The sequence below is a fragment of the Streptococcus hyointestinalis genome (genome assembly GCF_011039275.1).
In the GTDB taxonomy this organism is placed as follows: domain Bacteria; phylum Bacillota; class Bacilli; order Lactobacillales; family Streptococcaceae; genus Streptococcus; species Streptococcus hyointestinalis_A.
In genome coordinates, this window is record NZ_JAAKGB010000001.1 from 1,201,075 (window position 1) to 1,225,934 (window position 24,860).

The window sequence follows — 24,860 nt, forward strand, 5'->3', positions numbered from 1 at the left end:
CTCTTTCTTATTTAAATATTTCTTTGATGTCCTTAGTCTTCCAACTAGGATCAAGTACAACAAAATCCCTCAACTTACCAGTTTTGAGCTTCTTAACGTAGAGTTTAGGTGCAATAACTTTATTTGTAGATTTCGATTTTCTTCTTGGCAGTTTAAGAAGTTCTTGCACTAAATCCCATCTAGATTCTGGTATGATAGAGGGAATTCCATTTTTTAGACGATATTTGGGCTTCTCACCATTATTTTTGCGAGACTTATGACTAAAACAATCAACAGTAAAAGTCTTCTGCATGATGATTTCACCCTTATATTTCTCATTCTTGAGAATGTTATATATTGCTAGATTAGACCAATTATCCAAACCTGTGACTGTAGGAATATGGCTATCCATGAGTGACTCAGCAATTTCTCGAGCAGACATGCCGTCGATATATGAGTCGTAAATGAATCTGACAATTTTGGCTTCTGACTCATCTATCACAATTCGTCCATATTGGTCTTTTGTGTAGCCGAGCAAATTGTGAGTTGGAATTATTGGTATTCCTCTCTTGAAGCGTTCTATTACTGACCATGTAATTGACGCACTTTTTTGTTCACTCTCACCTTGAGCTACTATGGCCATAATACCAAGAATGAATTCACTATTCGTATCAAGTGTATTCAAGTTTATATCTTCGATATATATTCCAACTGGAGGGGATAGTGCCTTCAACTCTCGGTAAATACTAATGAAATCTAGCTGATTGCGAGCAAACCTGCTAACACTCTTAACGATTATCAAGTCAATCTTCCCACATCTACAATCATGAAGCATCTGTTGGAATTGTTCACGTCGTTTGATTGATGTTCCTGATGCTCCTTGGTCAGCATAGATTCCAGCCATTATCCAATCAGGATTACTATTGATTCTTTCAGTATAGGTTTGTTTTTGAAGTTCAAAACTACCTGACTGAGATTCGTCAAAAGTACTTACTCGACAATAGGCAGCAACACGCAACTTCTTAGTTTTAACATCTGTGAACTCTCGCTTTGCAGGAATAATTTCAACAGTTCTCTCAGATACAAATGCATCTCGAATTTTCTTCTGTTGACGAGTAATTTTAGAATTCCGTCTTACCATTAGTTTTACCTCCTTTCTAGAAATCTACATAATAATTATATATATTAACTACGTTTTTCTAAATTAGAAGATAAAAAATGACCTAACTAAAAATTAGGCCATTTATACTTGTAAATAGATTTAAAATTTTATGCCAAACTGGTACGAGAGAATGATTCCGCCCATCTAGAGTCTATGTAATATGTAATATGTAATACACACTTTAATAGACAACAAATGTCTACTAAGGTCTGTATGAATAAACTCAAAAGTAGTAAAAATAGTTGTTATCCTAGTTGATTAAAAAAATCTCTGATTTCCTCATCTTTTATAAAATAATATATAATTTTCCCCTCTCTTCTAGTGTCCAAGATATTTTGATTGGCTAGTTTACGAAGATGGTGGGAGGCAGATGCCATACTGAGATTTAGTAAACAGGCTATATCGCAGACACATAGTTCTTCAACAGCAAGGAGATAAAAGATGATATTTATCTGTTTATTATCGGTAAACTTTGATAAAATGCGAAGTGATTTTCGGACTTTTTCCTTTTCAAGGTAGTTCGTTGCAGTTGTAACATTTTGTTGATTTATAACATCCATTTGACAGATACTATCTTTTTTCATAATTTTTTCTCCTAGCCTAACACAGCCCATAGCATGTCAAAGCTGTTGTTTTCAATCAGGATATACATCCCCAATCCTAAATAGACAACGGCAATAAACCATCTGCTATATTTTTCCAAAGTTTCTCCAACAGAAGGGACTTGTGCTAATTTTTGGGCAGAAAAAACCAAGAGATAAATCATGACTAGAAAAGTAAGTAAAGTCACTATCAAATTCGCTAAATTTAAGGTGGTAAAATATGGGACAAAGACACCAATATTGTCAGCGCCACAACTTGCAAAAGTAATCATAGCGACTAGAAAAATCAGGTTTTTATTGTCTTTTCGCAAACCATCTTTTGCAATAGCTTCTCCATCAGAATCTCCTAAAAGCAAAACTTTGAGGCCTAGGAAAATTGGAATCAAACCGAGTAAACCTAAAATCTCTTTACTAGGAATATAATTTAAGACAAATGCAAAAAGCAAACTTAGCAATATTAGACTAACGGAGCCTAGAAATTGTCCTAAATAGATGTTGATGATGTCTTTTCTGCTTTTTCTTTTGGCAAAAAATAACATTAGGATAATAAGTAAATCTACGGCTGTCCCAGAATACAGGATTATTGAAGTAACAACATTTTGAATCATAAAACACCTCATTCAAATATATTTTTGAATGTATTTTAACATTAAACTTTGTAGATGTCAAAGAGGTCATACTGAATAATTATTTTTTGTTCTTCATCTACTACGACTGTTGGGTAATCAATTAGCACCATATGGTTACAGTTATGGCAGGTAAATTTAAAGAAATCCCAGTCCAAAATAGCAGAAACAATCTCAGGGGTCTTCACCGCATAAACCCTATCAAATCTTTCAAAAGTACTTTGTTTTCCGCAATTAGTGCAGTTTGTTTTTGTTAAAAAATTGTTGTCATTCTACTTTTCCTCTTCATCGTTATTAAGTAAGTAACTTGCTCTCACTTATTATCTTTGCAATGCAAAATAAATTTTGAAATTTTTTTCAAAAAAAGTTAAATTGTATCAATTTCAGAACTCACACTTCAATCGACCATTTAGGTGATATTAGAGGTGGGGACGTTTCTATTCCCACAAACTCCTTGTCAATGGAAATAAACACGTACCCACAGGGTAAATGGAAATAGATTGAGATAATTTCTAGCTATCACTTCTACTCACTCCAAAAAATTCCTCACTCTTATACTTCCCCACTATACAAGAAAAAGCCTTGCAATCAAGGCTTTTCACTATCCCTTTCGTTCCAATGTTTCTAGGCTTTTACGAGCAGAGCAACACACTCGATGTGATGTGTCTGCGGGAATAAATCAACAGGCTGGACTTTTGTGAGTTTGTAGCCTAGCTCTTCATAGAGCTTGATGTCACGTGCCATGGTTGCTGGGTTGCAAGAGATGTAGGTGATTTTCTTTGGATTCATGCTAGCACTTGCTTTGATAAAACGCTCACTCAAGCCTTTTCTTGGGGGATCGACAAGGATGACACTTAGCTCAATACCTCCCGCTTGCCATTTTTTCATCACGTCCTCAGCGTCTCCGTGAACATAGTGGGCGTTTGTAATACCGTTGCGCTCTGCATTTTTCTTGGCGTCTTCGACCGCTTGTGCAACAACTTCGACACCGTAAACCGCTTTGACCTTTTTAGCAAAGGATAAACCAATGGTACCAATACCTGAGTAAGCGTCAATGACAACGTCCTCTTCTGTCAGCTCTGAAAAATCAATGGCTGTCTGGTAGAGCTTTTCTGCCATCTCAGTATTGACTTGGTAAAAGGACTGAGCAGAGATAGCGTAGCGATTGCCCAACATCTCATCCTCTATGGTGTCCTTGCCGTAAAGCGTGCGAAACTCTCGCCCGTAGATAGCATTTGTCCTTTGGTCATTGATATTTTGGATAATGGAGGTCACCGCTGGAAAGGCAGCGACAATGTCAGCAATCATCGCTTCAATGCGGAAAATCTTAGGACGAGTGGTCACTAGAACCAACATCATCTCACCAGTGTAGTGCCCTCGTCTCACCACTAACTGACGAATCAACCCTGTCCCTGCCTGTTCATCATAGGGCTTAACAGCGTAGCGGCGTAGCAAATCACGCACAAAAACGAGCAGACGGTCAATCTCCTTATCCTGAATGAGAAAATCCTCAAGAGGCATGAGGTCATGAGAACCTTTTCTAAAAAAGCCAATCTCTAATTGACCATTGACACGACGGACAGGCACCTGCGCCTTATTGCGGTAAGCAAAAGGCAGCGCCATACCAAGTGTTTCAAGAACCTCGACATCTTTGATGTGAGCGGTCTTGTGGAGGACATTTTTCACCTGCTGGCGCTTAAAGAGCAGTTGCTGGTCATAAGCGAGGTGCCCCAAGTCAGCAATCCCACTACGCAAATACACTCTATCTAGCGTGTCCACACGATGAGGAGACATCTCGATGAACGCCTCCACTTTCCCGTAAGCAAGGCGTTTATTGACCTTGAGCACACGCATATCAATCACCTCACCTGGTAGGGCATTGTCCACAAAAAAGACCAGACCATCTGCCTTTGCCACACCCATGCCGTCGTGGCTGAGATCTGTGATGGTCACACGTATTACATCATTTTTTTGAATCATATTAACTCTTTCTACTTGTATTCTCAAAAAGGCTAGAACCTTTCGCTCTAGCCTTCATTATATCATAAATTTATTAGCGCATTCCAAGTTTATCCAAGACTTTTTTATATTTTGAAAAATCAATGTCTAAACCAGAGCCGCCATACATATCAAGGGCGTCCACCCAGTCGCCTTCGTTTGGAATCGTCACCTGCTCAACGCCGTTTTGCGCTTCTTGCAGCATAGAGATACCATTTGTCAAAAGGAAGGAATAAGACAAGTTGGTCGACGTCATGGCAAAGACTTTTCCGACCGCAGCCGCTCCAGTAAAGAGCTTGGTTGGGTCTTTGACCTGCGAGATGATGGCTGACATGACCTGCTGCTGACGTTTGGTGCGCCCGTAGTCGCCATCGTCATCCTTACGGAAACGAGCGTAGTTTAACAGCGTGCGTCCATCCATGCGCTGTTTGCCGACCTTGATGGTCTGGTTAGGTACGACACCATCTTTTGCGTTCAAGTCATCTGGCACTTCAACAGATGACACAGACTCGCCGTTAACTGTCCCAAACTTGGCAGTGATTTCCACACCATCTGGGAAGAGGGTGTTAATGGCTTCTGCAAACGTCTCAAAATCCACCATGACATAATATTTGACGTTGATCCCAAAATTATGCTTGAGGACTTGTCTGATGTACTCAGCCCCTTGGTTGTCATCCTGCTCACCTAGATTAAAAGCGGTATTGAGCTTCAAGTCAGTGTAGTCGTCCACGCTGTAATTTGGAATATTGACCAAAGTGTCTCGCATAAAGCTGACCAGCTTCACCTTGCCAGATTTATTGCCGACATTTGCGACCATGATGGTGTCCGTTCTAGCGTCAGTAGAGCCTTGGGTGACCCGCTGGTCGCTCCCTAAAATCAAAATATTGGTGCCATCAGACGTTTCCTGACCGTTAAAAGTCTCTGTAACCGCTGGAGAATAATTAGAATTGCTACCGACATCATTCATCCCTTTAAAGAACATGAAAATCATCCCTGCAAGCACCAGTCCGATAAAGGCAGCCAAACCCAAAAGCACTCGCTTAAGCGTTTTTCTCTTTTTACGCTTAGGCTTTGCTTGTGCGTCATCTAGCGCTTTTTCTTTTGGCTTTTTCTTTCGTTTTGGTCGTGTGAGAGGAGCCTCGCTAGGATAAGTTGGCAAGTCGCTATTCTCTTGATAAGGATAGTCTGCATTCACAGTATCGTCGTAGCTATCGTCATCGTCATAGGACCGACTATAGCGTCTTTGAGGCGGTTGTGAATAAGATGGCGTCTGGTACAAGGCACGTTGACGCTTCTGATTCAGATAAGCAAACTCCTCTTTTTCCTTAGTATTCAAATACTGAAGATTGTGAAGCAGATAATTATACCGCAATTCTTCGTGATGGCTTAGTCCATTGTTTCGATTCGTCATTTGTCCATTCCCTAAACTATAGGTGATACACTTGGTAATTTCCTAATATTTTGGTGGTGATACCCACCGTTTTGAGCTCTTCAAGAGCGTAAGTAATCAACTTTTCCTCTGGCACCAGCAAATCAATGATGAAAAAATACTCTCCCAAAACAGTCTTTAAGGGACGGCTCTCAATCTTTGTCAAATCAATACTACGCCAAGCAAAAACAGACAAAGCCTTGTAAAGAGCACCGGGCAGATTATCCGGCAAAGTCAAAGCCAAGGTCATCTTAGCCGTTTCTTTTGTCAAATTCAGGTCTGGCGCTTGCTTGCCCAGTACCCAAAAACGGGTGTAATTTTCATCAATTTCTTGGATGTTCTTTGCAACCACCTCTAGATGATAGGTGCTAGCAGCTTGCAAAGGCGCAATAGCTGCTAATGCCTGCTCTGGGTGTTCTGCGACATAGCGTGCCGCATAGGCGGTACTAGCTGTCGTCACAATGGTCGCATGAGGATAGTGCGTTTTGATGTATTGTTTTCCCTGCGCAATAGCTTGCGGATGTGAGAGGATTTTCTCAATCGGACGATTTTTATCCGTCGCTAGCAGCTGCTGCTTGATGGGCTGAATAATCTCTGCCACCGCTGTGATGTCACTACGGTGAAAAAGGTAATCCAGTGTCTCATGCACAGAGCCTTCGATGGAGTTTTCAACGGGAACGATAGCATAATCAACACTACCTTCCTCATACGCCTTGATAACCTCTGTGATATTTGCCATAGGCACCAGCTCATCACGACTAAAGCTTTTGCTAGCTACAGCGTGGGTAAAAGAGCCGTTTGGTCCAAGATAAGCAACTTTCATTTGATGACCTCTACGATAACCTGTGGTGTCTTGTCATCCACATCCACAATCTGGCTCGCTACTTCCTCATACCAATCCAAACGCCCGTCAAATATCGCCTTGAACTCTTCTCTGCTGTTATTGACAAACAAAGGACGTACATTTGCCTCATCTGACTGGATACGCTCATAAAGGGTCTCAAAAGAAGCTCGCAGATAGACCGTATCTGGATGATGTTTGAGCAAGCTACGATTAGTCTCGCTCACAACCACACCACCACCAGTTGAGACCACGTGATTGCTCTGTAATAGCTCTTCAAGAACTTGCGCCTCTATCTGACGAAAAGCCGCTTCACCTTGGCTAGCAAAAAAGTCAGCAATCGGCATTCCAATACGCTTCTCGATAACTTCATCCATATCAATGTAATCAGGGTCTAGAAGTCTTGCAACCGTTGACTTGCCAGCTCCCATGAACCCTACTAAAATCTTAGACATGACTCAACGCCTCCAAATCACTAAAGAAAGTTGGGTAGCTTGTATTGATAGCATCCACCCGCTCAATCTCAACGACACCTTCTGTCGCTACCTGCGCTGCGATAGCTGCCATCATACCGATACGGTGGTCGCCAAACGTATTGACCTTAGCACCATGAAGAGCCGTTTTTCCTTTAATAATCATACCGTCCTCTGTCGGTGTAATCGCAGCACCCATGCTGTTTAGCGCATCCGCCACCACTTGGATACGGTCTGTCTCTTTGACCTTGAGCTCCTCAGCATCACAAATCACTGTCTCTCCTTCAGCTTGGGTAGCAAGAAGAGCGATAATTGGTAACTCATCAATCAAACGTGGGATAATGTCGCCAGCAATTCTTGTCCCTACCAGCTCTGACGTTTCTACCGTGATTGTCGCTGATTTTGCCACTTCATCAATATCAGACAGCTGTAGTTTGCCACCCATAGAGCGGATAACGTCAAGGATACCTGTGCGGGTTTCATTGATACCGACATTTTGGAGGACAATCTTGCTGTTTGGCACAATCAGCCCAGCAACCAGCCAAAAAGCTGCACTTGAGATGTCACCTGGCACAACCACTTCTTGACCAGTAAACGCTTGACCGCCTGTGATACGAATTTCCTTATCATTGATGGTAATTTCCCCACCAAATTGCTTAATCATATCCTCAGTGTGATTGCGTGTTTTCTCTTTTTCGATGATAACAGACTCACCCTCAACCTGCAAAGCCGCAAAAATAAGCGCCGACTTGACCTGTGCAGAAGCTACTGGCAGATGATAATGGATAGGCTTCAAGTTTTTAGACCCTTTTAGCGTCAATGGAGGCAAATCACGCTCTGTTTGCCCAGAAATGTCAACACCCATTTGACGTAGAGGGATGGTAATGCGGTCCATAGGACGCTTAGACAAGCTATCATCACCAAACATCTCCACTTCAAAATCCTGACCAGCCAAAACACCTGAAATCAAGCGAATAGACGTCCCAGAATTGCCCATGTCCAGTTTGTTTTGAGGTTTTTTTAGACCAGAAAAGCCAACACCCTCTATCGTGATGCTGTCACCGTCATCTGTAATCGTCACACCCATATCACGAAAAGCCTGCATGGTTGAGAGCACATCCTCGCCACGTAAAATATCACGGACAACTGTAGTCCCCGTAGCTATACTCCCAAACATGATAGAGCGGTGGCTGATGGATTTATCCCCTGGCACTCTAATAGTACCCTGTAATTGTCTTGCATTGGTTTGTAGCTTCATACAAATCCCCCATTATCATAGTATAAAAATATTGTAGCATAATTTGAGGGCAAACAACTTAAATTTCTGTAAAATTCTTCAAAAATATAATGGAATAACAAAAAGAACCTTGCATGCAAAGTTCTTTTTGTTTGTTCTCTTATTTTGCGATGTCAAAAACAACAGATTTGACGCTAGTCATAGCTTCGATAGAGTATTTAACCCCTTGAACACCAGCACCAGACTTCTTAGCTCCCAAGAATGGGAAGTTGTCTGTACCACGTTGTGTTTTGTTGTTGATGTGAACTGTTCCCACCTCAAGTTGACCAGCAATCTTGAAGGCAAGTGGGAAGTTGTTGGTAAATACAGACGCTTGAAGTCCGTATTCTGATTTGTTTGAAATTTCGATAGCTTCTTCGACAGATTTCACACGGATGATTGGAAGGACTGGACCAAATGGCTCTTCCCAAGCAAGGCGCATATCTGTAGTGACTTTATCAAACAAGACTGGGCAGATAAGGTTGCCTTCACGTTTGATTTCAGTAAGTGCTTCAGCTCCCTTGTCGCTAGCATCATTGATAAGTCCTTCAACAAAGTCAGCAGCGTTCTTGTCAATAAGTGGTGTGATATCAGCGTCATCTTCTGGATTACCGATGGTTAGGTCAAGCACTTGTTGACGGATTTTTTCAACCAACTCGTCTGCTACAGAGTCCATGACCAAGACACGCTTAACGGCTGTACAACGTTGACCTGAGTAACCAAAGGCACCTGCGATGATGTTTTTAGCTGTCAAGTCAAGGTCAGCGTCTTCAAGGACGATAGCTGAGTCTTTACCACCCAATTCAAGCATGATTGGACGCATACCAGCCAATTTTCCAATACGCTCACCGATTGGTGTTGAACCTGTGAAGTTGATGAAGTTAACTGCTTCGTGCTCAACGATGTAGTCACCGATGACAGAACCACGACCAGTAATGGTATTAAAGACACCTGCTGGAAGACCAGCTTCTGCAAATGCTTCTGCTAGAAGAAGTCCTGAAATAGAACCTTGCGTTGGTGGTTTAAGGGCAACAACGTTTCCTGAGATAAGGGCAGGAGCAATCTTGGATCCTGCTAAATTGATTGGGTAGTTGAATGGTGAGATGGCAAGGACAAGTCCAACAGGCTCACGACGTACAATAGCAATTTTGTTCTTGCTTGCGGCTTCAAAGCTACCACCTTCAAGCACTTCACCCTCCATACGAAGCCCTTCTTCGGCAGCGTAGTTGATGATTTCTGCTGTACGAATCACTTCGCTGACTGCAGATTTATAGCCTTTAGCGATTTCTTTAGACAAGACCGCACCGATTTTTTCAGCGTCACGAACCAAGATGTCTGCTACTTTGTGAAGGTAAGCCGCACGCTCAACATATGAAAGTGCACGCCAAGCTGGTTGTGCAGCTTTTGCTTTCGCATAAACCTCATCTACCTCTGCAGTTGTCATTGCAGGGACAGTCCCTAGTGATTCGCCAGTTGCTGGGGCAAAAATTTCGATAGATTCCTCTGAAAGTTTCCACTCGCCGTTGACATAGTTTTTATAAGCTTTAGTCAAAAGTCAATCCTCCTAATATAAGTTAATTCCTATTTTATCATTTTTTAGGAAATTAGCAACGATTTACTACAGAAAAAGTCTGAAAATTTTGAAAAAATTCTTCTTGACTAATTCTTAAAGCGTTAAAGCATGTCTAAACTCATTTCCTTCAAGCAAAAGATAAAAAAAGACACTTAATCAAACGATTAAGTATCTTAATAGGAATTAGTCAACGTTAACGTATTCTTTACCAAGCTCAATAACTTCTTCCATTGTTGAGCATTCTGTAAGCGCACGGTTAGCGTATTCTTCCATTTTCTTAGTATCTAGTTTCTTCATCAAGCTACGTGTACGAAGAACTGATGTTGCTGACATTGAGAACTCATCAAGTCCCATACCCACAAGAAGTGGCACAGCAGTTTGGTCACCAGCCATTTCACCACACATACCAGCCCATTTGCCTTCAGCGTGAGCTGCTTTGATAACGTTGTTAATCAAACGAAGGATAGATGGGTTGTATGGTTGGTAGAGGTATGACACTTGTTCGTTCATACGGTCTGCAGCCATTGTGTACTGGATAAGGTCGTTTGTACCGATTGAGAAGAAGTCAACTTCTTTTGCAAATTGGTCCGCAAGCATAGCTGCTGCTGGGATTTCAATCATGATACCAACTTGGATATCATCTGAAACCGCTACACCTTCAGCTTTAAGGTTTGCTTTTTCTTCTTCAAAGATAGCTTTTGCTGCACGGAATTCTTTTAGAAGCGCTACCATTGGGAACATGATACGCAATTGACCGTGTACAGAAGCACGAAGAAGGGCACGAAGTTGTGTACGGAACATTTGATTTCCAGTTTCAGAGATAGAGATACGAAGGGCACGGAAACCAAGGAATGGGTTCATTTCTTTTGGAAGGTCAAAGTAAGGAAGTTCCTTGTCACCACCGATGTCCATTGTACGGACAACAACTGGTTTACCGTTCATACCTTCAAGAACAGCCTTGTAAGCTTCGTATTGCTCATCTTCTGTTGGGAAATCTTGAGAGTCCATGTAGAGGAACTCTGTACGGTAAAGACCAACAGCTTCAGCACCATTAGCGTTAACACCTTCAACGTCTTTTGGTGTACCGATGTTGGCTGCAAGTTCAAAGTGTTTGCCGTCAGCTGTTACGGTTTTAGCATCTTTAAGAAGTGCCCATTCTGCCTTTTGTTTAGCGTAAGCTTCACCAGCTGCTTTAAATTCAGCGATTTGCTCATCTGTTGGGTTGATAATCACATCACCTGTGATACCGTTAACAGCAACAATATCACCGTCTTTCACACGTTCTGTGATGTCGTTTGTACCAAGAACAGCTGCAATTTCAAGCGTACGTGCCATGATAGCAGAGTGACTTGTACGTCCTCCGATATTGGTTACGAATGCTTTAACAAACTTTTTGTTTAATTGTGCTGTATCTGATGGTGTCAAATCGTGAGCGATAACGATAGACTCTTCGTCGATAGTCGCTGGGTTTGGCAATTTAGCACCGAGCAAGTGCGCCAAGACACGCTTAGCCACGTCACGAATATCTGAAGCACGTTCTTGCATGTATGGATTGTCATCCATGCCTTCAAAAATCGTGATGAACATGTCTGTTACTTCTTTAAGTCCGCTTTCTGCGTTGACTTGTTTTGCACGAATTGTTTCTTTAATCTGACCAATCATCTCTGGGTCAGCAAGAACCATCAAGTGAGCATCAAAGACAGCCGCTGCTTCTTCGCCAAGGCTTTCTACTGCTTTCTCACGGATAACAGAAAGCTCGTCCTGTGATGCTTTTAATGCTGCATCTAGGCGAGCTTCTTCTGCATTTGTATCTTCAACTGTAACAGTCTCAAATGACAAATCCGGTTGAACGAGTAGATATGCTTTAGCAACAGCAACACCGTCAGATGCCGCAATTCCTTTAAGCATTTCTGTCATCTTATGCCAATCCTTCTTTTGTCATTGTTTCTTCGATAGCTGCAAGAGCATCGTCAGCGTCAGCACCTTCAGCAGAGATAGTAACATCTGCACCTTGACCAACACCAAGGCTCATAACACCCATGATAGATTTAAGGTTTACTGCTTTACCTTTGTAATCAAGAGTGATATCTGAAGCAAATTTGCTAGCAGTTTGAACAAGCAAAGTTGCTGGACGTGCGTGGATACCTGTTTCTGCAACAATGTGGAAATCTTTTGAAGCCATAATTGGATTCTCCTTTATAAATAATTTGTAAATTTTTGAATTATCGAGATGATAACCCTTACAACTAGAGATTATAGCACAATATGATTTGATTTTCAAGATTAAAATTTCAAAGCTGTCTATCTTATTTTCAGAGAATTTGCTAAGCCCTTTAAAACACTGACTTTACAGCGCTTTTATTCTCCTTTATTTTCTTTTTCATTTCCTCATTTTTTAGCAACTATCTAACAGAAAAAAGCGCTTTTTTGAAAGTCATTTCCAGTCTTTTTCGTAGAATGAATCCTAAAAAAGATTGGATTTCTCTATTTTGGTTTAAAAAAGATTAAAAATCCCAATATTTAGTTTTTGAAAAATAATTGCAATACTATATCTTGTGTCTTTCAAAATAAAAAGCTTGCATTTTTGTCTATATTGGGCTATGCTAAGAAGGTACAAAATTTCAAAGGAGACTGTTTATGGCTAAGATTACGCTATTTTCAAAAAATAACTGCATGCAATGCAAAATGACAAAGAAATTTTTGGAGCAAAATGGAGCTGACTTTGAAGAAATCAATGTTGATGAACATCCTGAAAAGATTGAATACCTTGTCAACCTTGGCTTTAAAGCCGTCCCTGTCATCGAAGCAGGTGATGTTCGTTTTTCTGGTTTCCAACCAAGTAAACTAAAAGAAATTCTCTAAACAACATTTTAAATAGAAAAAGGAAATCCTATGAGCTTAAAAAACTTGGGCGACGTCTCATATTTTCGCCTAAATAATGAAATCAATCGTCCTGTCAATGGGCAAATCCCACTTCATAAAGACAAAGAAGCCTTGCAGGCATTTTTTGTTGAAAATGTAGAGCCTAACACCATGCCTTTTGACACGATTACAGATAAAATCAACTATCTTATCGAGCATGACTATATCGAGAGTGCTTTTATCAAGAAATACACACCAGCCTTTATCGAAAAGCTCGCACAAGAACTAAAAGAGCATAAGTTCCGCTTCAAGTCCTTTATGGCTGCCTACAAGTTTTACCAGCAGTATGCGCTAAAGACCAATGATGGCAATTACTATCTAGAAAGTATCGAAGACCGTGTGCTTTTCAACGCTCTCTACTTTGCTGATGGCAATGAAGCGTTAGCGCATGATTTGGCGATTGAGATGATTAACCAACGCTATCAACCAGCGACACCTAGCTTTTTAAATGCTGGGCGTAGCCGTCGTGGCGAGTTTGTCTCTTGTTTTCTTATCCAAGTGACTGACGATATGAATGCTATTGGGCGCTCTATCAACTCTGCTCTGCAATTGTCTCGTATCGGTGGTGGTGTTGGGATTTCCCTTAGCAATCTGCGTGAAGCTGGCGCTCCTATCAAGGGCTATGCTGGAGCGGCTTCTGGTGTGGTGCCAGTTATGAAACTCTTTGAGGATAGCTTTTCCTATTCTAACCAGTTGGGGCAACGCCAAGGAGCTGGTGCGGTTTATCTTGATGTCTTTCACCCAGATATTCTCAACTTCCTCTCTACTAAAAAGGAAAATGCCGATGAAAAAGTACGTGTCAAGACCTTGTCTCTAGGAATTACCGTACCAGATAAGTTTTACGAGTTGGTGCGTAAAGACGCTGATATGTATCTCTTTAGCCCTTACTCTATTGAGCGTGAGTATGGTGTGCCTTACAACTACATCGACATCACTGCCAAATACGACGAGATGGTGGCTAATCCAAACATCGTCAAAACTAAAATCAAGGCACGTGATTTAGAAACAGAAATCTCAAAACTCCAACAAGAGTCTGGCTATCCTTACATCATCAATATTGACACGGCTAACCGCCACAATCCGATTGACGGGAAAATCATCATGTCTAACCTCTGTTCTGAAGTACTTCAAGTGCAAAAGCCTAGCCTTATCAATGACGCACAAGAATACGAAGTCATGGGAACAGACATCTCATGTAACCTCGGCTCTACAAACGTCGTCAATATGATGACCTCGCCTGACTTTGGGCGCTCTATCAGAACCATGACACGTGCGCTGACCTTTGTCACAGATAGCTCAAACATCGAAGCAGTGCCGACTATCAAAAACGGTAACAGCCAAGCGCACACTATCGGACTTGGGGCAATGGGGCTGCATTCTTACTTTGCTAAAAATCACATCCACTACGGCAGTAAAGAGTCTATCGAGTTTACCAATATCTACTTTATGTTGATGAACTACTGGACACTGGTCGAGTCTAATCAAATCGCTCGTGAGCGTAAGACCAGCTTTGTCGGCTTTGAAAACTCTGACTACGCTAACGGCTCTTACTTTGACAAATACATCACAGGTAACTTTGTGCCACAGTCAGACCTCGTCAAAGAGCTCTTTAAAGACCACTTCATCCCACAAGCAAAAGATTGGATGGCTCTACGTGATGCGGTTATGGCAGATGGACTTTACCACCAAAATCGCCTAGCTGTCGCACCAAACGGCTCTATCAGCTACATCAACGATGTATCGGCTTCGCTTCATCCGATTACACAGCGTATCGAGGAGCGCCAAGAAAAGAAAATCGGTAAAATCTACTATCCCGCCTATGGTTTGTCAACAGACACCATTCCTTACTATACTTCTGCCTATGACATGGACATGCGTAAGGTGATTGATGTCTACGCTGCTGCGACAGAGCATGTCGACCAAGGCTTGTCTCTGACTTTGTTCTTGCGTAGCGAGATTCCTGAAGGGCTCTACGAGTGGAAAACGCAAACAAAACAAACCACACGTGACCTCTCTATTTTGCGCAACTATGCCTTTAACAAAGGGGTCAAGTCTATCTACTACATCCGCACCTATACCGATGATGGCGATGAAGTTGGCGCCAATCAATGTGAATCTTGCGTTATCTAGCAGCACAGGAGGTACACCATGACACCACTCGAAAACAAAAAAACAGCTATCCAGTTTTATAAAATGGCTTTTGAGGGTAATCCTGAAAAAGCGGTTCACGATTATGTTGGAGACGACTACTTTCAGCACAATCCGCTTGTAGCAGACGGCAAACAAGGGTTTATTGATTATTTCAATCGCATGCAAAGAGAATATCCTGATAAGTCTGTGCGTTTCTTGCGTGCTATTGCTCAAGACGACCTTGTCGCTCTCCATACACACCAAGTTTGGGGCGCACCTGACAATAAAGAATACATCACTATGGATTTTTTCCGCTTTGATACTAAGGGCAAAATCGTTGAACACTGGGATAGTATCCAAGAAGTTATCGTAGATACCAAGTCTGGTCGTACCATGTTTTAACCAAAGGAGAATACAATGCCTACTTACTATGAAGCCATTAACTGGAATGAAATCGAAGACGTTATCGACAAGTCGACATGGGAAAAGCTGACCGAGCAATTTTGGTTGGATACTCGTATCCCTCTGTCTAATGACCTTGACGACTGGCGCAAGCTCTCAGATGTTGAAAAGGACTTGGTTGGAAAAGTCTTTGGGGGCTTGACTTTGCTTGACACCATGCAGTCTGAGTCTGGTGTCGAAGCTATCCGAGCAGACGTTCGCACACCGCACGAAGAAGCTGTCCTCAACAACATCCAGTTTATGGAGTCTGTACACGCCAAATCTTACTCATCTATCTTTTCAACCCTAAACACCAAGTCTGAAATCGAAGACATCTTTGAGTGGACTAATAACAACGAATACCTGCAAGAAAAAGCACGTATCATCAACGACATTTACCAAAACGGTGACGCCCTCCAGAAAAAGGTCGCTTCTACCTATCTTGAAACTTTCCTTTTCTACTCTGGCTTTTTCACCCCTCTTTACTATCTGGGCAATAACAAACTCGCCAATGTCGCTGAAATCATCAAGCTCATCATCCGTGACGAGTCTGTGCACGGCACCTACATCGGCTACAAGTTCCAGCTGGGCTTTAACGAGCTATCAGAGGAAGAACAAGACGCCTTTCGTGAGTGGATGTACGACCTCCTCTACCAACTCTATGAAAACGAGGAAAAATACACCCATACACTCTACGACGCTGTCGGCTGGACTGAGGAGGTCATGACCTTCCTACGCTACAATGCCAACAAAGCCCTCATGAACTTAGGGCAAGACCCCCTCTTTCCTGACACAGCAAACGATGTCAATCCTATCGTCATGAACGGTATCTCAACAGGAACATCAAACCACGACTTCTTCTCTCAAGTCGGCAATGGCTATCTCCTTGGTACTGTTGAGGCGATGACAGATAGCGACTACCTATATGGACTAGACTAAAACAAGCTAGTTGACAAGTTTGCGCTTTCATGATAGAATGTAAACAATTACATATCACAAAGGAGTGCCTTGAGCTGAGATCGCATTTGCGAAATCCTCTAACCTGATCTCGTTAGGACGAGCGTAGGGATTGTGACATTGACGGTTAAATACATCATTTGAACGCAAGACACAAAACTCCTTTCTGATTTGAGAGGAGTTTTTATGTCAACATCATCGAACAGCAGAGCCCTCATCGAGGCAGCTCTCTTTGCCGCTCTGGCTATGGTTTTATCTTTCATCCCTGACTTTGCGTCATGGGTGACGCCATCTTTTGGAGCTATTCCTTTGGTCTTTCTCAGCCTACGTCGTGGACTCAAGTATGGTTTGGTCAGTGGTTTTATCTGGGGGCTCTTGCACTTTGTCCTTGGAAAAGTCTACTATCTCAGTCTTAGCCAAGTCGTTATCGAGTACCTCATCGCCTTTACGGTTATGGGACTTGCAGGGCTTTTTGCTAATCGTTTTCAGAAACAACTAAAAGCACAGCAAAAAGTTAAAGCTCTTGCAACGGCTTATTTGGCTTCTTTTATCGCCTGTGCTGTGCGCTATTTCTTTCACTTTGTGGCTGGCTTTCTCTTTTGGGGGTCTTATGCGCCAAAAGGCATGAGCGCTGTCTGGTACTCTGTAACAGTAAACGTTCCTGCCGGACTCGCCACATGGGTCATTGTCGCTATCTGCTTAACCGTTTTAATCCTATCTTACCCTCGATTGTTTGAGGTCGACTAGCTAAAAAGCCAACTGCTAAGAGTTGGCTTTTTTATTTGTAAAAGTCATTGACCATCTTAATCTGCATGATAAAGATATAAAGGTGAATCACAACAGCGACACAGAGCCCCACAATCTGCACCTGACCTGTAAAAAATGATAGTACCATCAAAATGACATAAAGCGTTGGTAAGACAATACCGCTCAATCCCATGACAATATCAAAGCTGATTTTATAGTTGGCTTGGAGCTCCGCTTCGTCTTGCTGCAGTGCATTGGCTTTTATTTCTTTCAATGTTGGAAATAGAGACATACTAATGCCACGGAATTTCCGATAAAGATGTAAGGAGTAGGCTTGAAGTCCACCTGCTACAATAAGCCCGACAAAATCGACAAGCATGATTTGCAGGTCAACATCACCTGCACTTGGAACGATACGAAAGGACGTTACTAAGCTCACAAGAGCTAGGATACTCGCACTGCCACTTGCTGTTGTACCATAAGCAAATCTGCGGTTGAGCCTACGATAGAGCGTATCGCTCGCCTCATCATCCTCACAATTACTGTACACCTTCATGTCTCTAGCTGCTAGATAGAGAAAAATGGCAGCTAGCACAGTCAGAACAACATAAGTCACACGAAACAAAGTGGAGACGACCATCAGCACGTCTTCTGAGCTGATAGAAGGGCTTTCGTGGTATCTAAAATACGCCAATAAAAATCCTGTCACACCGCCTAAAACGAGTCCTGAAATCCCTCCGATAAGCAACTGCTTGACCAGTCTCAACCAGCTATTTGGCTGTTTCTTCGCTGTTTTCATCTTCCTTTTCCTCCGTTAACCAAAATACTCTCTCCAGTGGCTCCTTAAAAACCTGTGCTATCTTTAGGGCAATCAGAACCGACGGCGTGTACTCACCCCGCTCAATCAGGCTGACGGTCTGCCGTGAAACACCGGCAAGCTGCGCCATTTTAGTCTGATTGATCCCCTCTCTAGCCCGTAGTTCTTTCAGACGATTTTGCAACATCTAGCGACACCTCCTCGTCTTTTAACGCTCGCACCAAGCGCTCACGCATAATCAATAGTCTTGAATAGTCTTGATGTCATCAACACGGATGAGTTTTACTTTCTGACCTTTTTTTGTTTCTCGTGTCAACTTCGCCCACTGCTCATCATAAGCTTCTAAAATCCAATTATCAAGTCCTGTTATTGAATCATCTAAGACAATAACACACTTCTTTCCGACAAATTCTTGTAATAATACTGACATTTCATTGACTCCTTTCTCTCCTGCAGCTAAACGCTTAACCTGCTTTTGCAATCGCTTCATCTTGTTCTGGTTATCTGCATAGTAAACAATGAAAACCAGAACCAAAAACGATAACATCATCCATCCCAAAGATCCCATAGACTTTCTCCTTTTTCTTGTAATCGTTTTCCATACTTTTATTGTAACACATCACTGTCATTTTGACAAGGATATTTGTCAAAAATCTAACGATTTTTGTCATTAGAGACAGAAAAAAACGAACACGAGGTTCGTTTTTCATGTATTAGAGATTGTCGCCCACTGCGGCAAGGAGTTTGTCGATAGCGGATGCGTCGCTACCGCCTGCCATTGCCATGTCTGGCTTACCGCCACCACGACCGCTCACGATTGGCGCAAGGGTCTTGATGAGGTTACCAGCGTGAACATCACTTGATTTGCTTGCCACAAGGACATTGACCTTGTCACCAATAGCTGCAGCTAAAACAAGCACATCAGAGTAGTCTTTTTGTTTCCAATTGTCCGCAAAAGTACGGAGCGCACCAGCGTCTGATACAGAAACTTGACTAGCGATGTAGCGTTTGCCTGCAGCTTCTTTGACGTCTTTGAAGATATCGCCAGCTGCGGCAGCTGCAGCTTTTTCTTTCAAGCTTGTGTTTTCTTTTTGCAGTTTGTGCACTTGCTCTTGAAGTGTTGCGACTTTGCTTGGTACTTGTTGCAATTGTGGTGCTTTGAGGGTTTGTGCGATTTCTTTTAGCGCTTCCTCTTCTTCACGGAATGCCATGTAAGCTTCACGACCAGTCACTGCAAGGATACGACGTGTACCAGAGCCGATACCTTCTTCTTTGACAATCTTGAAGATACCGATTTCAGAGGTGTTGCCAACATGGGTACCACCACAAAGCTCGATAGAGTAGTCACCGATAGTCACGACACGGACATCTTTGCCGTATTTTTCACCAAAGAGCGCCATAGCTCCCATGCCCTTAGCGGTGTCAATATCTGTTTCGATAGTAACTACAGGGATAGCTTCCCAGATTTTTTCATTGACTTCACGCTCGATACGCTTGAGCTCATCTGCGCTTACTGCTTCGAAGTGGGTAAAGTCAAAGCGTAGGAACTCAGCTTCATTGAGAGAACCTGCCTGTGTAGCGTGTTGTCCGATGACATTGTGCAGCGCAGCGTGGAGCAGGTGCGTTGCTGTGTGGTTTTTCATGACACGTTGACGGCGTGTCTTGTCAATAACAAGATGATAAGTTTCCCCAACAGCTAGTGACGCACGCACTTCTACTGTGTGAAGGGCTTGACCGTTTGGTGCTTTTTGAACGTCAGTCACTTGAGCAACCAGCTCACCCTTGGCATTTTGGATGACACCGTGGTCAGCTACTTGTCCACCCATTTCAGCGTAGAATGGTGTTTGGTCAAAGACGAGAATCGCTTCGCCTTCAGAGACCATCTCTGTGCGTTCATTGTCAGCGACGATAACAGAAAGTTTGGCGTCAAGCTCTTGACGCTCGTAGTCAAAGCTTGAAGGCTCTGTGATACCTGATAGGGTTTCGTTTTGCATACCCATAGAGCCACCTTTGACGACACTTGCACGAGCACGCTCTTGCTGTTCTTTCATGGCTTTTTCAAACCCTTCGTGGTCAATCTTAAAGCCAGCGTCCTCAGCCAACTCCTCTGTCAACTCAACTGGGAAACCGTAGGTATCATAGAGTTTAAAGATATTTTTGCCATCCAGTGTGTCTTTGTTTTCAGCCTTGAGCTCAGCTAGCAAATCATCTAGCATGTTTGAGCCAGCGTCGATAGTACGAGCAAAGGTTTCCTCTTCACGCTTGATAATCTTTTCAATGAAATCACGTTTTTCAAGCACTTCTGGATAGTAGCTTTCCATGATTTGCCCAACAGTTGGAACGAGCTTATAGAGGAAAGTGTCCTTGATACCGAGACGACGTCCATGCATAACGGCACGACGAAGCAGACGACGAAGCACATAGCCACGTCCTTCATTTCCAGGAAGCGCCCCGTCACCGATGGCAAAGGCAAGTGAGCGGATGTGGTCAGCAATGACCTTAAAGCTCATGTTGTCGCCATCTGGATCATAGGTCTTACCTGAAAGTTTTTCAATCTCACGGATAATCGGCATGAAAAGGTCAGTCTCAAAGTTGGTCTTAGCCCCTTGGATGACAGCAACCAAACGCTCCAAACCAGCGCCCGTATCAATATTTTTGTGTGGCAATTCCTTGTACTCACTACGTGGTACAGATGGGTCAGCATTGAACTGTGACAATACGATGTTCCAGATTTCGATATAGCGGTCGTTTTCGATGTCTTCTGCTAAGAGACGGATACCGATATTGTCTGGGTCAAACTCTTCACCACGGTCAAAGAAAATCTCTGTATCTGGTCCAGAAGGTCCAGCACCGATTTCCCAGAAATTGTCCTCAATCGGAATCAAATGACTAGGCTCAACTCCCATCTCAATCCAGCGGTTGTAAGAGTCCTTGTCATCTGGATAATAGGTCATGTAGAGCTTGTCCTTTGGAAAACCAAACCACTCAGGGCTAGTCAGCAATTCATAGCCCCAAGCAATGGCTTCGTCACGGAAATAATCACCAACAGAGAAGTTTCCAAGCATTTCAAACATGGTATGGTGGCGAGCTGTTTTTCCGACATTTTCAATGTCGTTGGTACGGATAGCTTTTTGGGCATTGGTGATACGTGGATTTTCAGGGACAACAGAGCCGTCAAAATATTTTTTCAGTGTCGCAACCCCAGAGTTAATCCACAGAAGAGTTGGGTCATTGACAGGGACGAGGTTAGCCGATGGCTCTACACTGTGTCCTTTTGATTTCCAAAAATCCAACCACATCTGGCGCACTTGAGCGCTTGTCATTTGTTTCATAAAATCATATATCCTTTCTTCTTGTACACATTAGTTTGCAGCATTTTCGAGTTCTTTCACATAGTCGATAGCAATAACCAGTGAAATCACCAAGTCAGCATAGCTGTCGTCATAGACAGTGATATTGTAGGTTGATGTCAGGCGCAGCCATTCTTGTGAGATAGTAGCGACTTCTGTGCCATTTGCTAACAGCCTAAAGTCCATCTCCCAAAAATTGCCCTCAACCTCAAGTCCTAGCGCTTCAATGCTATAGTGCGGTTTAAAGAGCGACCAGTCCTTTTGGATGGTAAATGTCCTGCCATTTTGCAGAATAACGTCAAACTTAGGCAGCAGAGACACCATGTGCTTTTCAAGTCGACTGACCACCTGTCCGCTGGTATCATAGATGGTAAAGGTTTTAGGAAGTCTCAAAAAGCTCCCCTCAACTTCGTAAGCGACTTCTCCTGACTGGTCATAGATAGCAAAGCGACCACCTAGGGACAGGACTTTTTCTTGTATCCGAAAACATTTTACCATAACATCACCTCAAAAAAGACAAGTCATCTCACGAAGGGCGAAAAACCGCGGTACCACCTTCATTCAATGAACTTGTCATTCTCATTTGTCTTTAATTATGACTATCAAGTAGCCAACTCTCCACTGTCCTTGGCTCGCAGCAACCGCCAATTTTCTGAATCCAGTGTTTGAAAGTATCCTCTTGATAGGGATTTAAGCGTCAAATCCTTTTTTATTATACTGTCTTTTAGGTCTTAGGTCAAGTGAAAGTCTGATTACTCAGAAGCTGAGCTGCTTTCTTCTGTTGAGCTAGCTTCTGAACTTGCTTCGCTTGAAGATGATGAGCTACTTGATGAGCTTGAACTGCTTGAAGAACTTGATGAAGATGATGAAGATGATGAAGATGATGAACTGCTTGAGCTGTTGTTGATGTAAGCAGACATGATACTGCTAAAGGCAGAATCTTTCACCTTAACGTTAGCTTTCTTAAGTGCATTTGAGATGACTTGGTTTTGGAAGCTTTGGTCTGATTTCTTCTCGTTCAAGATGACTTGTTTCAACTGGCTCTTATAGTCTTTCCAGTTTGATTTCTTCGTCTCACGACCTGTCACTTTGACGATATAGTAAGATGAACTGCTTGAGCCAGTAACGGTGATAACATCAGACACACTGTTCACGTCTTGTGACAAAGCAGCGCTCAATACAGCTGATGGTAAGGTAGAGCTTGTCGTTGCTGAGTTGACAGTGTATTTGTATTTTTTGTCAGACGCAGTGGTCTTTTCTTTTGCGATACTTGCAAAATCAGCGCCGTCTTTTTTAGCTTCTTCAAGGACTGACTTGGCTGTATCTTCAGAGTCTAGCTTGATGACTTCAATCTTAGTGTCAGGCACATAGTTCTTGAAAGCGGCTTTATAGTTTTTAGTGGTTAATTCCTTTTTCGCTGCGGCATCTACTGCTGCTTCAACGAGCAATTGCACACGCAGTTGTTGCTTGTAGGTTTCTGTTGTCAAACCTTGTTGCGCAAGGATGGCAGAGAAGTACGTCCCGTATTGTTCAGCGACTTTGTTGTAAGCTTCGCTGACTTTTTTATCGCTGACCTTGTCACCGTATTGGTCTTGAAGCACACGTTGAAGTGTCAATGTGAGCACAGCTTGCTGTGTTGCTGAATTGTTTTTGACTTGATTGTAGACGTCTGAAACAGTAATCGTGTCACCTTTCATCGTGATAACAGATGAATCTTTTGATGACGATGAGCAGGCTGCAAGTGTAGCTACGGACAATAAGGTTACGAGACCAGCTGCGATTTTACGGCTTTTTTTCATTGTTAGATATGTCTCCTTAATCGATAAGATACAAGCGTGTATTAGTAATAACATACACTAATCTTACTCATTATACCATAATTTCTTAAAACATGCTTAATTTTCTGGTAGAATAACGTCCTCTTTGTTTTTACGCAGGATGAGTAGTCCATCGCCCAGTGGCACAAGGGACGCTGTCAGGTCAGGATTGTCCAAAGTGGCGTCAAACAAACGCTGCAAACCTCGGTAAATAGTCCGCTGACCTCTACGCACCTCAAGGATAGGCTTTGCCACATCCCCGCCTTGGAAAATATCATCAAGCACCAACACACCACCAACAGGCATACGCTTTAGAATTTCTGGCAAAAAAATGATGTACTTGGACTTGGCAGAGTCCATGAAAACAAAGTCATAAGAACCCTCAAGCTCACCCAGCACTTCTGCCGCATCGCCTTCTAGCAAGGTGATCTGTTGTCTAGTATCATACTTGGCAAAGTTTTCCTTGGCAAAGTCAATCATCTCAGGATTGCGGTCAATCGTTGTGATGTGCGCATTTGGTGCATTATCTGCCATCAAAAGGGCTGAAAAACCGATGGCAGTCCCGATTTCAAGGATGTTTTTGGGCTGCAAAGTCTGCAGTAACAAACGAAAATAAGCCACCGTCTCGTGCGGGATGATAGGGATATTTTCATGCTTGGCAAAAGCCTCTAACTCTGCTAGAAAGCCGGTATTTTGCTGCTGGCGCTCCCGCATGAAGCTGACAATCTCCTCTTTGACCACAGGACGACGCATGTTGTGATTTGCATTTTTTGAATATGATTTGACCATAGATTACATTATATCAAAAAAGAAAACACTTGGCTAATCAGCGTCATCCAGACGCTTTTCCCAGTCAAAAACACCTGACTCATAGGCGTACTCGTGTAGAAGCTCAGAGAGTTTGAGCTTGCTGGCTTCTTGATAGAAAGCTGCCTGACCTGCTTCTAGCGCTTTTAAAATCTTGTCTTCACCTTCTTTGACATGCTGTTTGTCATCAAAGATAGCCTGCGACAAGTGCTTAAAAGTAATAGTCTTGTCATCGTCTAGCGCCATCAGGACATCTGCTAGGCTCACATCAGTGATAGGACGAGCCAGCCTGTAGCCTCCGTGCTTGTTGGCACTGGAGACGACCAGCTGCGCTTTTCCTAGCTTCATCAAAATCTTTTTGAGATAGGAGTCAGACACCCCTAAAATCTGGCTGAGCACATGGCTCTTGACAGGGGCGTGCTCTTTTTGCAGTGCCATCATCAAAAGTACATAAATGCCCTGCTCAACGCTTTTATTTATCTTCATTTTCCAGCTCCTCCTTGCCCGCTTTTAAAATCGTCCGATAAAGCGTCTTTGCCATTTGCCCAGCAAAGCCCGTCATCGGCTTATTCAGCAGAGGAAGCGGGACATCAACGTCAATAGTCCAAGTGACCTTGGTGCCTGATGATGTCTCCTCAAAGGCAATCTCTGTGAAATCCTGCCGAACGCTTGGTACAGACTTGACCACCCTGTACTGGATGAACTTGTCTTTTTCTACAGCCGTGATTTCCTCAGAGTACCAGCCTGCTATCATGACGATGTCTCGTCTAGTGCCCGCTCGGTGCTTTTCCCCTCGCCAACTGGAGCGAAAGACAATAGGTGACTTGATGAAATGCTCTGACTTGTAAAACCAGTCAAAAGTCTCAGCCAGCGGCGCTTTAATCGTCTCTTCTACAATAACTCGTTTTGTCAT

Annotated in this window: 26 protein-coding genes and 1 riboswitch; of the genes, 5 read left to right on the top strand and 21 right to left on the bottom strand. The window is 42.8% G+C overall.

Features of this window, described 5'->3' with window-relative positions; translation table 11 throughout:
- Window positions 1–7 precede the first annotated feature (7 nt).
- The 12 genes from G5B60_RS05780 to G5B60_RS05835 form a co-directional block, all read right to left on the bottom strand.
- Complete coding sequence (locus tag G5B60_RS05780; protein ID WP_164683140.1) at window positions 8–1,120, bottom strand: recombinase family protein; 1,113 nt, start codon at window positions 1,118–1,120, stop codon at window positions 8–10.
- A 266-nt stretch (window positions 1,121–1,386) separates the two neighbouring features.
- The gene (gene cadX, locus G5B60_RS05785) at window positions 1,387–1,725 is read right to left on the bottom strand and encodes a Cd(II)/Zn(II)-sensing metalloregulatory transcriptional regulator CadX (protein ID WP_143934994.1); all 339 of its coding nucleotides are present in this window, start codon (window positions 1,723–1,725) and stop codon (window positions 1,387–1,389) included.
- Window positions 1,726–1,736: 11 nt separating this feature from the next.
- A complete protein-coding gene (locus tag G5B60_RS05790; RefSeq protein WP_044668935.1) occupies window positions 1,737–2,351 on the bottom strand; it encodes a CadD family cadmium resistance transporter in 615 nt (204 codons plus the stop codon).
- Between the two features lie 41 nt (window positions 2,352–2,392).
- Window positions 2,393–2,557 carry a CpXC domain-containing protein gene (locus G5B60_RS11465; RefSeq protein WP_241154509.1) on the bottom strand — a complete coding sequence of 55 codons (165 nt, stop codon included), beginning with the start codon at window positions 2,555–2,557 and terminating at the stop codon, window positions 2,393–2,395.
- A 436-nt stretch (window positions 2,558–2,993) separates the two neighbouring features.
- The gene (rlmD, locus tag G5B60_RS05800) at window positions 2,994–4,349 is read right to left on the bottom strand and encodes a 23S rRNA (uracil(1939)-C(5))-methyltransferase RlmD (RefSeq protein WP_164683142.1); all 1,356 of its coding nucleotides are present in this window, start codon (window positions 4,347–4,349) and stop codon (window positions 2,994–2,996) included.
- A 73-nt stretch (window positions 4,350–4,422) separates the two neighbouring features.
- Window positions 4,423–5,778: an LCP family protein gene (locus tag G5B60_RS05805; RefSeq protein ID WP_164683144.1), complete on the bottom strand. Its 1,356-nt coding sequence runs from the start codon at window positions 5,776–5,778 to the stop codon at window positions 4,423–4,425.
- 16 nt (window positions 5,779–5,794) lie between these two features.
- Window positions 5,795–6,619, bottom strand: coding sequence for a prephenate dehydratase (gene pheA / locus G5B60_RS05810; RefSeq protein ID WP_164683145.1), 825 nt, complete (start codon window positions 6,617–6,619; stop codon window positions 5,795–5,797).
- A complete protein-coding gene (locus G5B60_RS05815; protein ID WP_164683147.1) occupies window positions 6,616–7,092 on the bottom strand; it encodes a shikimate kinase in 477 nt (158 codons plus the stop codon). Before G5B60_RS05815 ends, pheA begins: the two co-directional genes overlap by 4 nt.
- On the bottom strand, window positions 7,085–8,368 hold the full coding sequence (gene aroA, locus G5B60_RS05820; RefSeq protein ID WP_164683149.1) for a 3-phosphoshikimate 1-carboxyvinyltransferase: 1,284 nt from the start codon (window positions 8,366–8,368) through the stop codon (window positions 7,085–7,087). Before aroA ends, G5B60_RS05815 begins: the two co-directional genes overlap by 8 nt.
- A gap of 139 nt (window positions 8,369–8,507) precedes the next feature.
- Complete coding sequence (locus G5B60_RS05825; RefSeq protein WP_164683151.1) at window positions 8,508–9,938, bottom strand: NADP-dependent glyceraldehyde-3-phosphate dehydrogenase; 1,431 nt, start codon at window positions 9,936–9,938, stop codon at window positions 8,508–8,510.
- Between the two features lie 204 nt (window positions 9,939–10,142).
- Window positions 10,143–11,876 (bottom strand): phosphoenolpyruvate--protein phosphotransferase, encoded by a 1,734-nt coding sequence (gene ptsP, locus G5B60_RS05830; protein ID WP_164683152.1) that lies wholly within the window; start codon window positions 11,874–11,876, stop codon window positions 10,143–10,145.
- Window position 11,877: 1 nt separating this feature from the next.
- Window positions 11,878–12,141, bottom strand: a complete 264-nt coding sequence (locus G5B60_RS05835) for a phosphocarrier protein HPr (RefSeq protein ID WP_003064009.1) — start codon at window positions 12,139–12,141, stop codon at window positions 11,878–11,880.
- Between the two features lie 455 nt (window positions 12,142–12,596).
- Between G5B60_RS05835 and nrdH the strand changes: the two genes are divergently transcribed.
- From nrdH to thiT, 5 genes are all read left to right on the top strand, one after another.
- The gene (gene nrdH, locus G5B60_RS05840; RefSeq protein ID WP_115269370.1) at window positions 12,597–12,821 is read left to right on the top strand and encodes a glutaredoxin-like protein NrdH; all 225 of its coding nucleotides are present in this window, start codon (window positions 12,597–12,599) and stop codon (window positions 12,819–12,821) included.
- Between the two features lie 30 nt (window positions 12,822–12,851).
- Window positions 12,852–15,011 carry a class 1b ribonucleoside-diphosphate reductase subunit alpha gene (gene nrdE, locus G5B60_RS05845; RefSeq protein ID WP_164683154.1) on the top strand — a complete coding sequence of 720 codons (2,160 nt, stop codon included), beginning with the start codon at window positions 12,852–12,854 and terminating at the stop codon, window positions 15,009–15,011.
- An 18-nt stretch (window positions 15,012–15,029) separates the two neighbouring features.
- Window positions 15,030–15,413, top strand: coding sequence for a nuclear transport factor 2 family protein (locus tag G5B60_RS05850; RefSeq protein WP_164683157.1), 384 nt, complete (start codon window positions 15,030–15,032; stop codon window positions 15,411–15,413).
- Window positions 15,414–15,428: 15 nt separating this feature from the next.
- Window positions 15,429–16,391 carry a class 1b ribonucleoside-diphosphate reductase subunit beta gene (gene nrdF / locus G5B60_RS05855; protein ID WP_164683165.1) on the top strand — a complete coding sequence of 321 codons (963 nt, stop codon included), beginning with the start codon at window positions 15,429–15,431 and terminating at the stop codon, window positions 16,389–16,391.
- A 50-nt stretch (window positions 16,392–16,441) separates the two neighbouring features.
- Window positions 16,442–16,538: riboswitch (TPP riboswitch) on the top strand.
- A gap of 57 nt (window positions 16,539–16,595) precedes the next feature.
- Window positions 16,596–17,156 carry an energy-coupled thiamine transporter ThiT gene (gene thiT / locus G5B60_RS05860; RefSeq protein WP_164683166.1) on the top strand — a complete coding sequence of 187 codons (561 nt, stop codon included), beginning with the start codon at window positions 16,596–16,598 and terminating at the stop codon, window positions 17,154–17,156.
- Window positions 17,157–17,187: 31 nt separating this feature from the next.
- Here thiT and G5B60_RS05865 read toward each other — a convergent pair whose 3' ends face one another.
- From G5B60_RS05865 to G5B60_RS05905, 9 genes are all read right to left on the bottom strand, one after another.
- Window positions 17,188–17,955 carry a DUF3169 family protein gene (locus G5B60_RS05865; RefSeq protein WP_164683168.1) on the bottom strand — a complete coding sequence of 256 codons (768 nt, stop codon included), beginning with the start codon at window positions 17,953–17,955 and terminating at the stop codon, window positions 17,188–17,190.
- Window positions 17,927–18,160 carry a helix-turn-helix transcriptional regulator gene (locus tag G5B60_RS05870; protein WP_115269361.1) on the bottom strand — a complete coding sequence of 78 codons (234 nt, stop codon included), beginning with the start codon at window positions 18,158–18,160 and terminating at the stop codon, window positions 17,927–17,929. Before G5B60_RS05870 ends, G5B60_RS05865 begins: the two co-directional genes overlap by 29 nt.
- Window positions 18,161–18,211: 51 nt before the next feature.
- Window positions 18,212–18,541, bottom strand: a complete 330-nt coding sequence (locus G5B60_RS05875; protein ID WP_164683170.1) for a hypothetical protein — start codon at window positions 18,539–18,541, stop codon at window positions 18,212–18,214.
- Window positions 18,542–18,686: 145 nt separating this feature from the next.
- Complete coding sequence (gene alaS / locus G5B60_RS05880) at window positions 18,687–21,305, bottom strand: alanine--tRNA ligase (protein ID WP_164683172.1); 2,619 nt, start codon at window positions 21,303–21,305, stop codon at window positions 18,687–18,689.
- Between the two features lie 30 nt (window positions 21,306–21,335).
- Complete coding sequence (locus G5B60_RS05885; RefSeq protein WP_164683174.1) at window positions 21,336–21,821, bottom strand: LURP-one-related/scramblase family protein; 486 nt, start codon at window positions 21,819–21,821, stop codon at window positions 21,336–21,338.
- Window positions 21,822–22,075: 254 nt separating this feature from the next.
- A complete protein-coding gene (locus G5B60_RS05890) occupies window positions 22,076–23,122 on the bottom strand; it encodes a foldase PrsA (RefSeq protein WP_164683176.1) in 1,047 nt (348 codons plus the stop codon).
- Window positions 23,123–23,218: 96 nt separating this feature from the next.
- Complete coding sequence (locus G5B60_RS05895) at window positions 23,219–23,929, bottom strand: O-methyltransferase (RefSeq protein ID WP_164683178.1); 711 nt, start codon at window positions 23,927–23,929, stop codon at window positions 23,219–23,221.
- A 33-nt stretch (window positions 23,930–23,962) separates the two neighbouring features.
- Window positions 23,963–24,433, bottom strand: coding sequence for an RrF2 family transcriptional regulator (locus G5B60_RS05900; RefSeq protein WP_164683180.1), 471 nt, complete (start codon window positions 24,431–24,433; stop codon window positions 23,963–23,965).
- Window positions 24,420–24,860, bottom strand: coding sequence for an SRPBCC family protein (locus tag G5B60_RS05905; protein WP_164683181.1), 441 nt, complete (start codon window positions 24,858–24,860; stop codon window positions 24,420–24,422). The genes G5B60_RS05900 and G5B60_RS05905 overlap by 14 nt, the downstream gene beginning before the upstream one ends.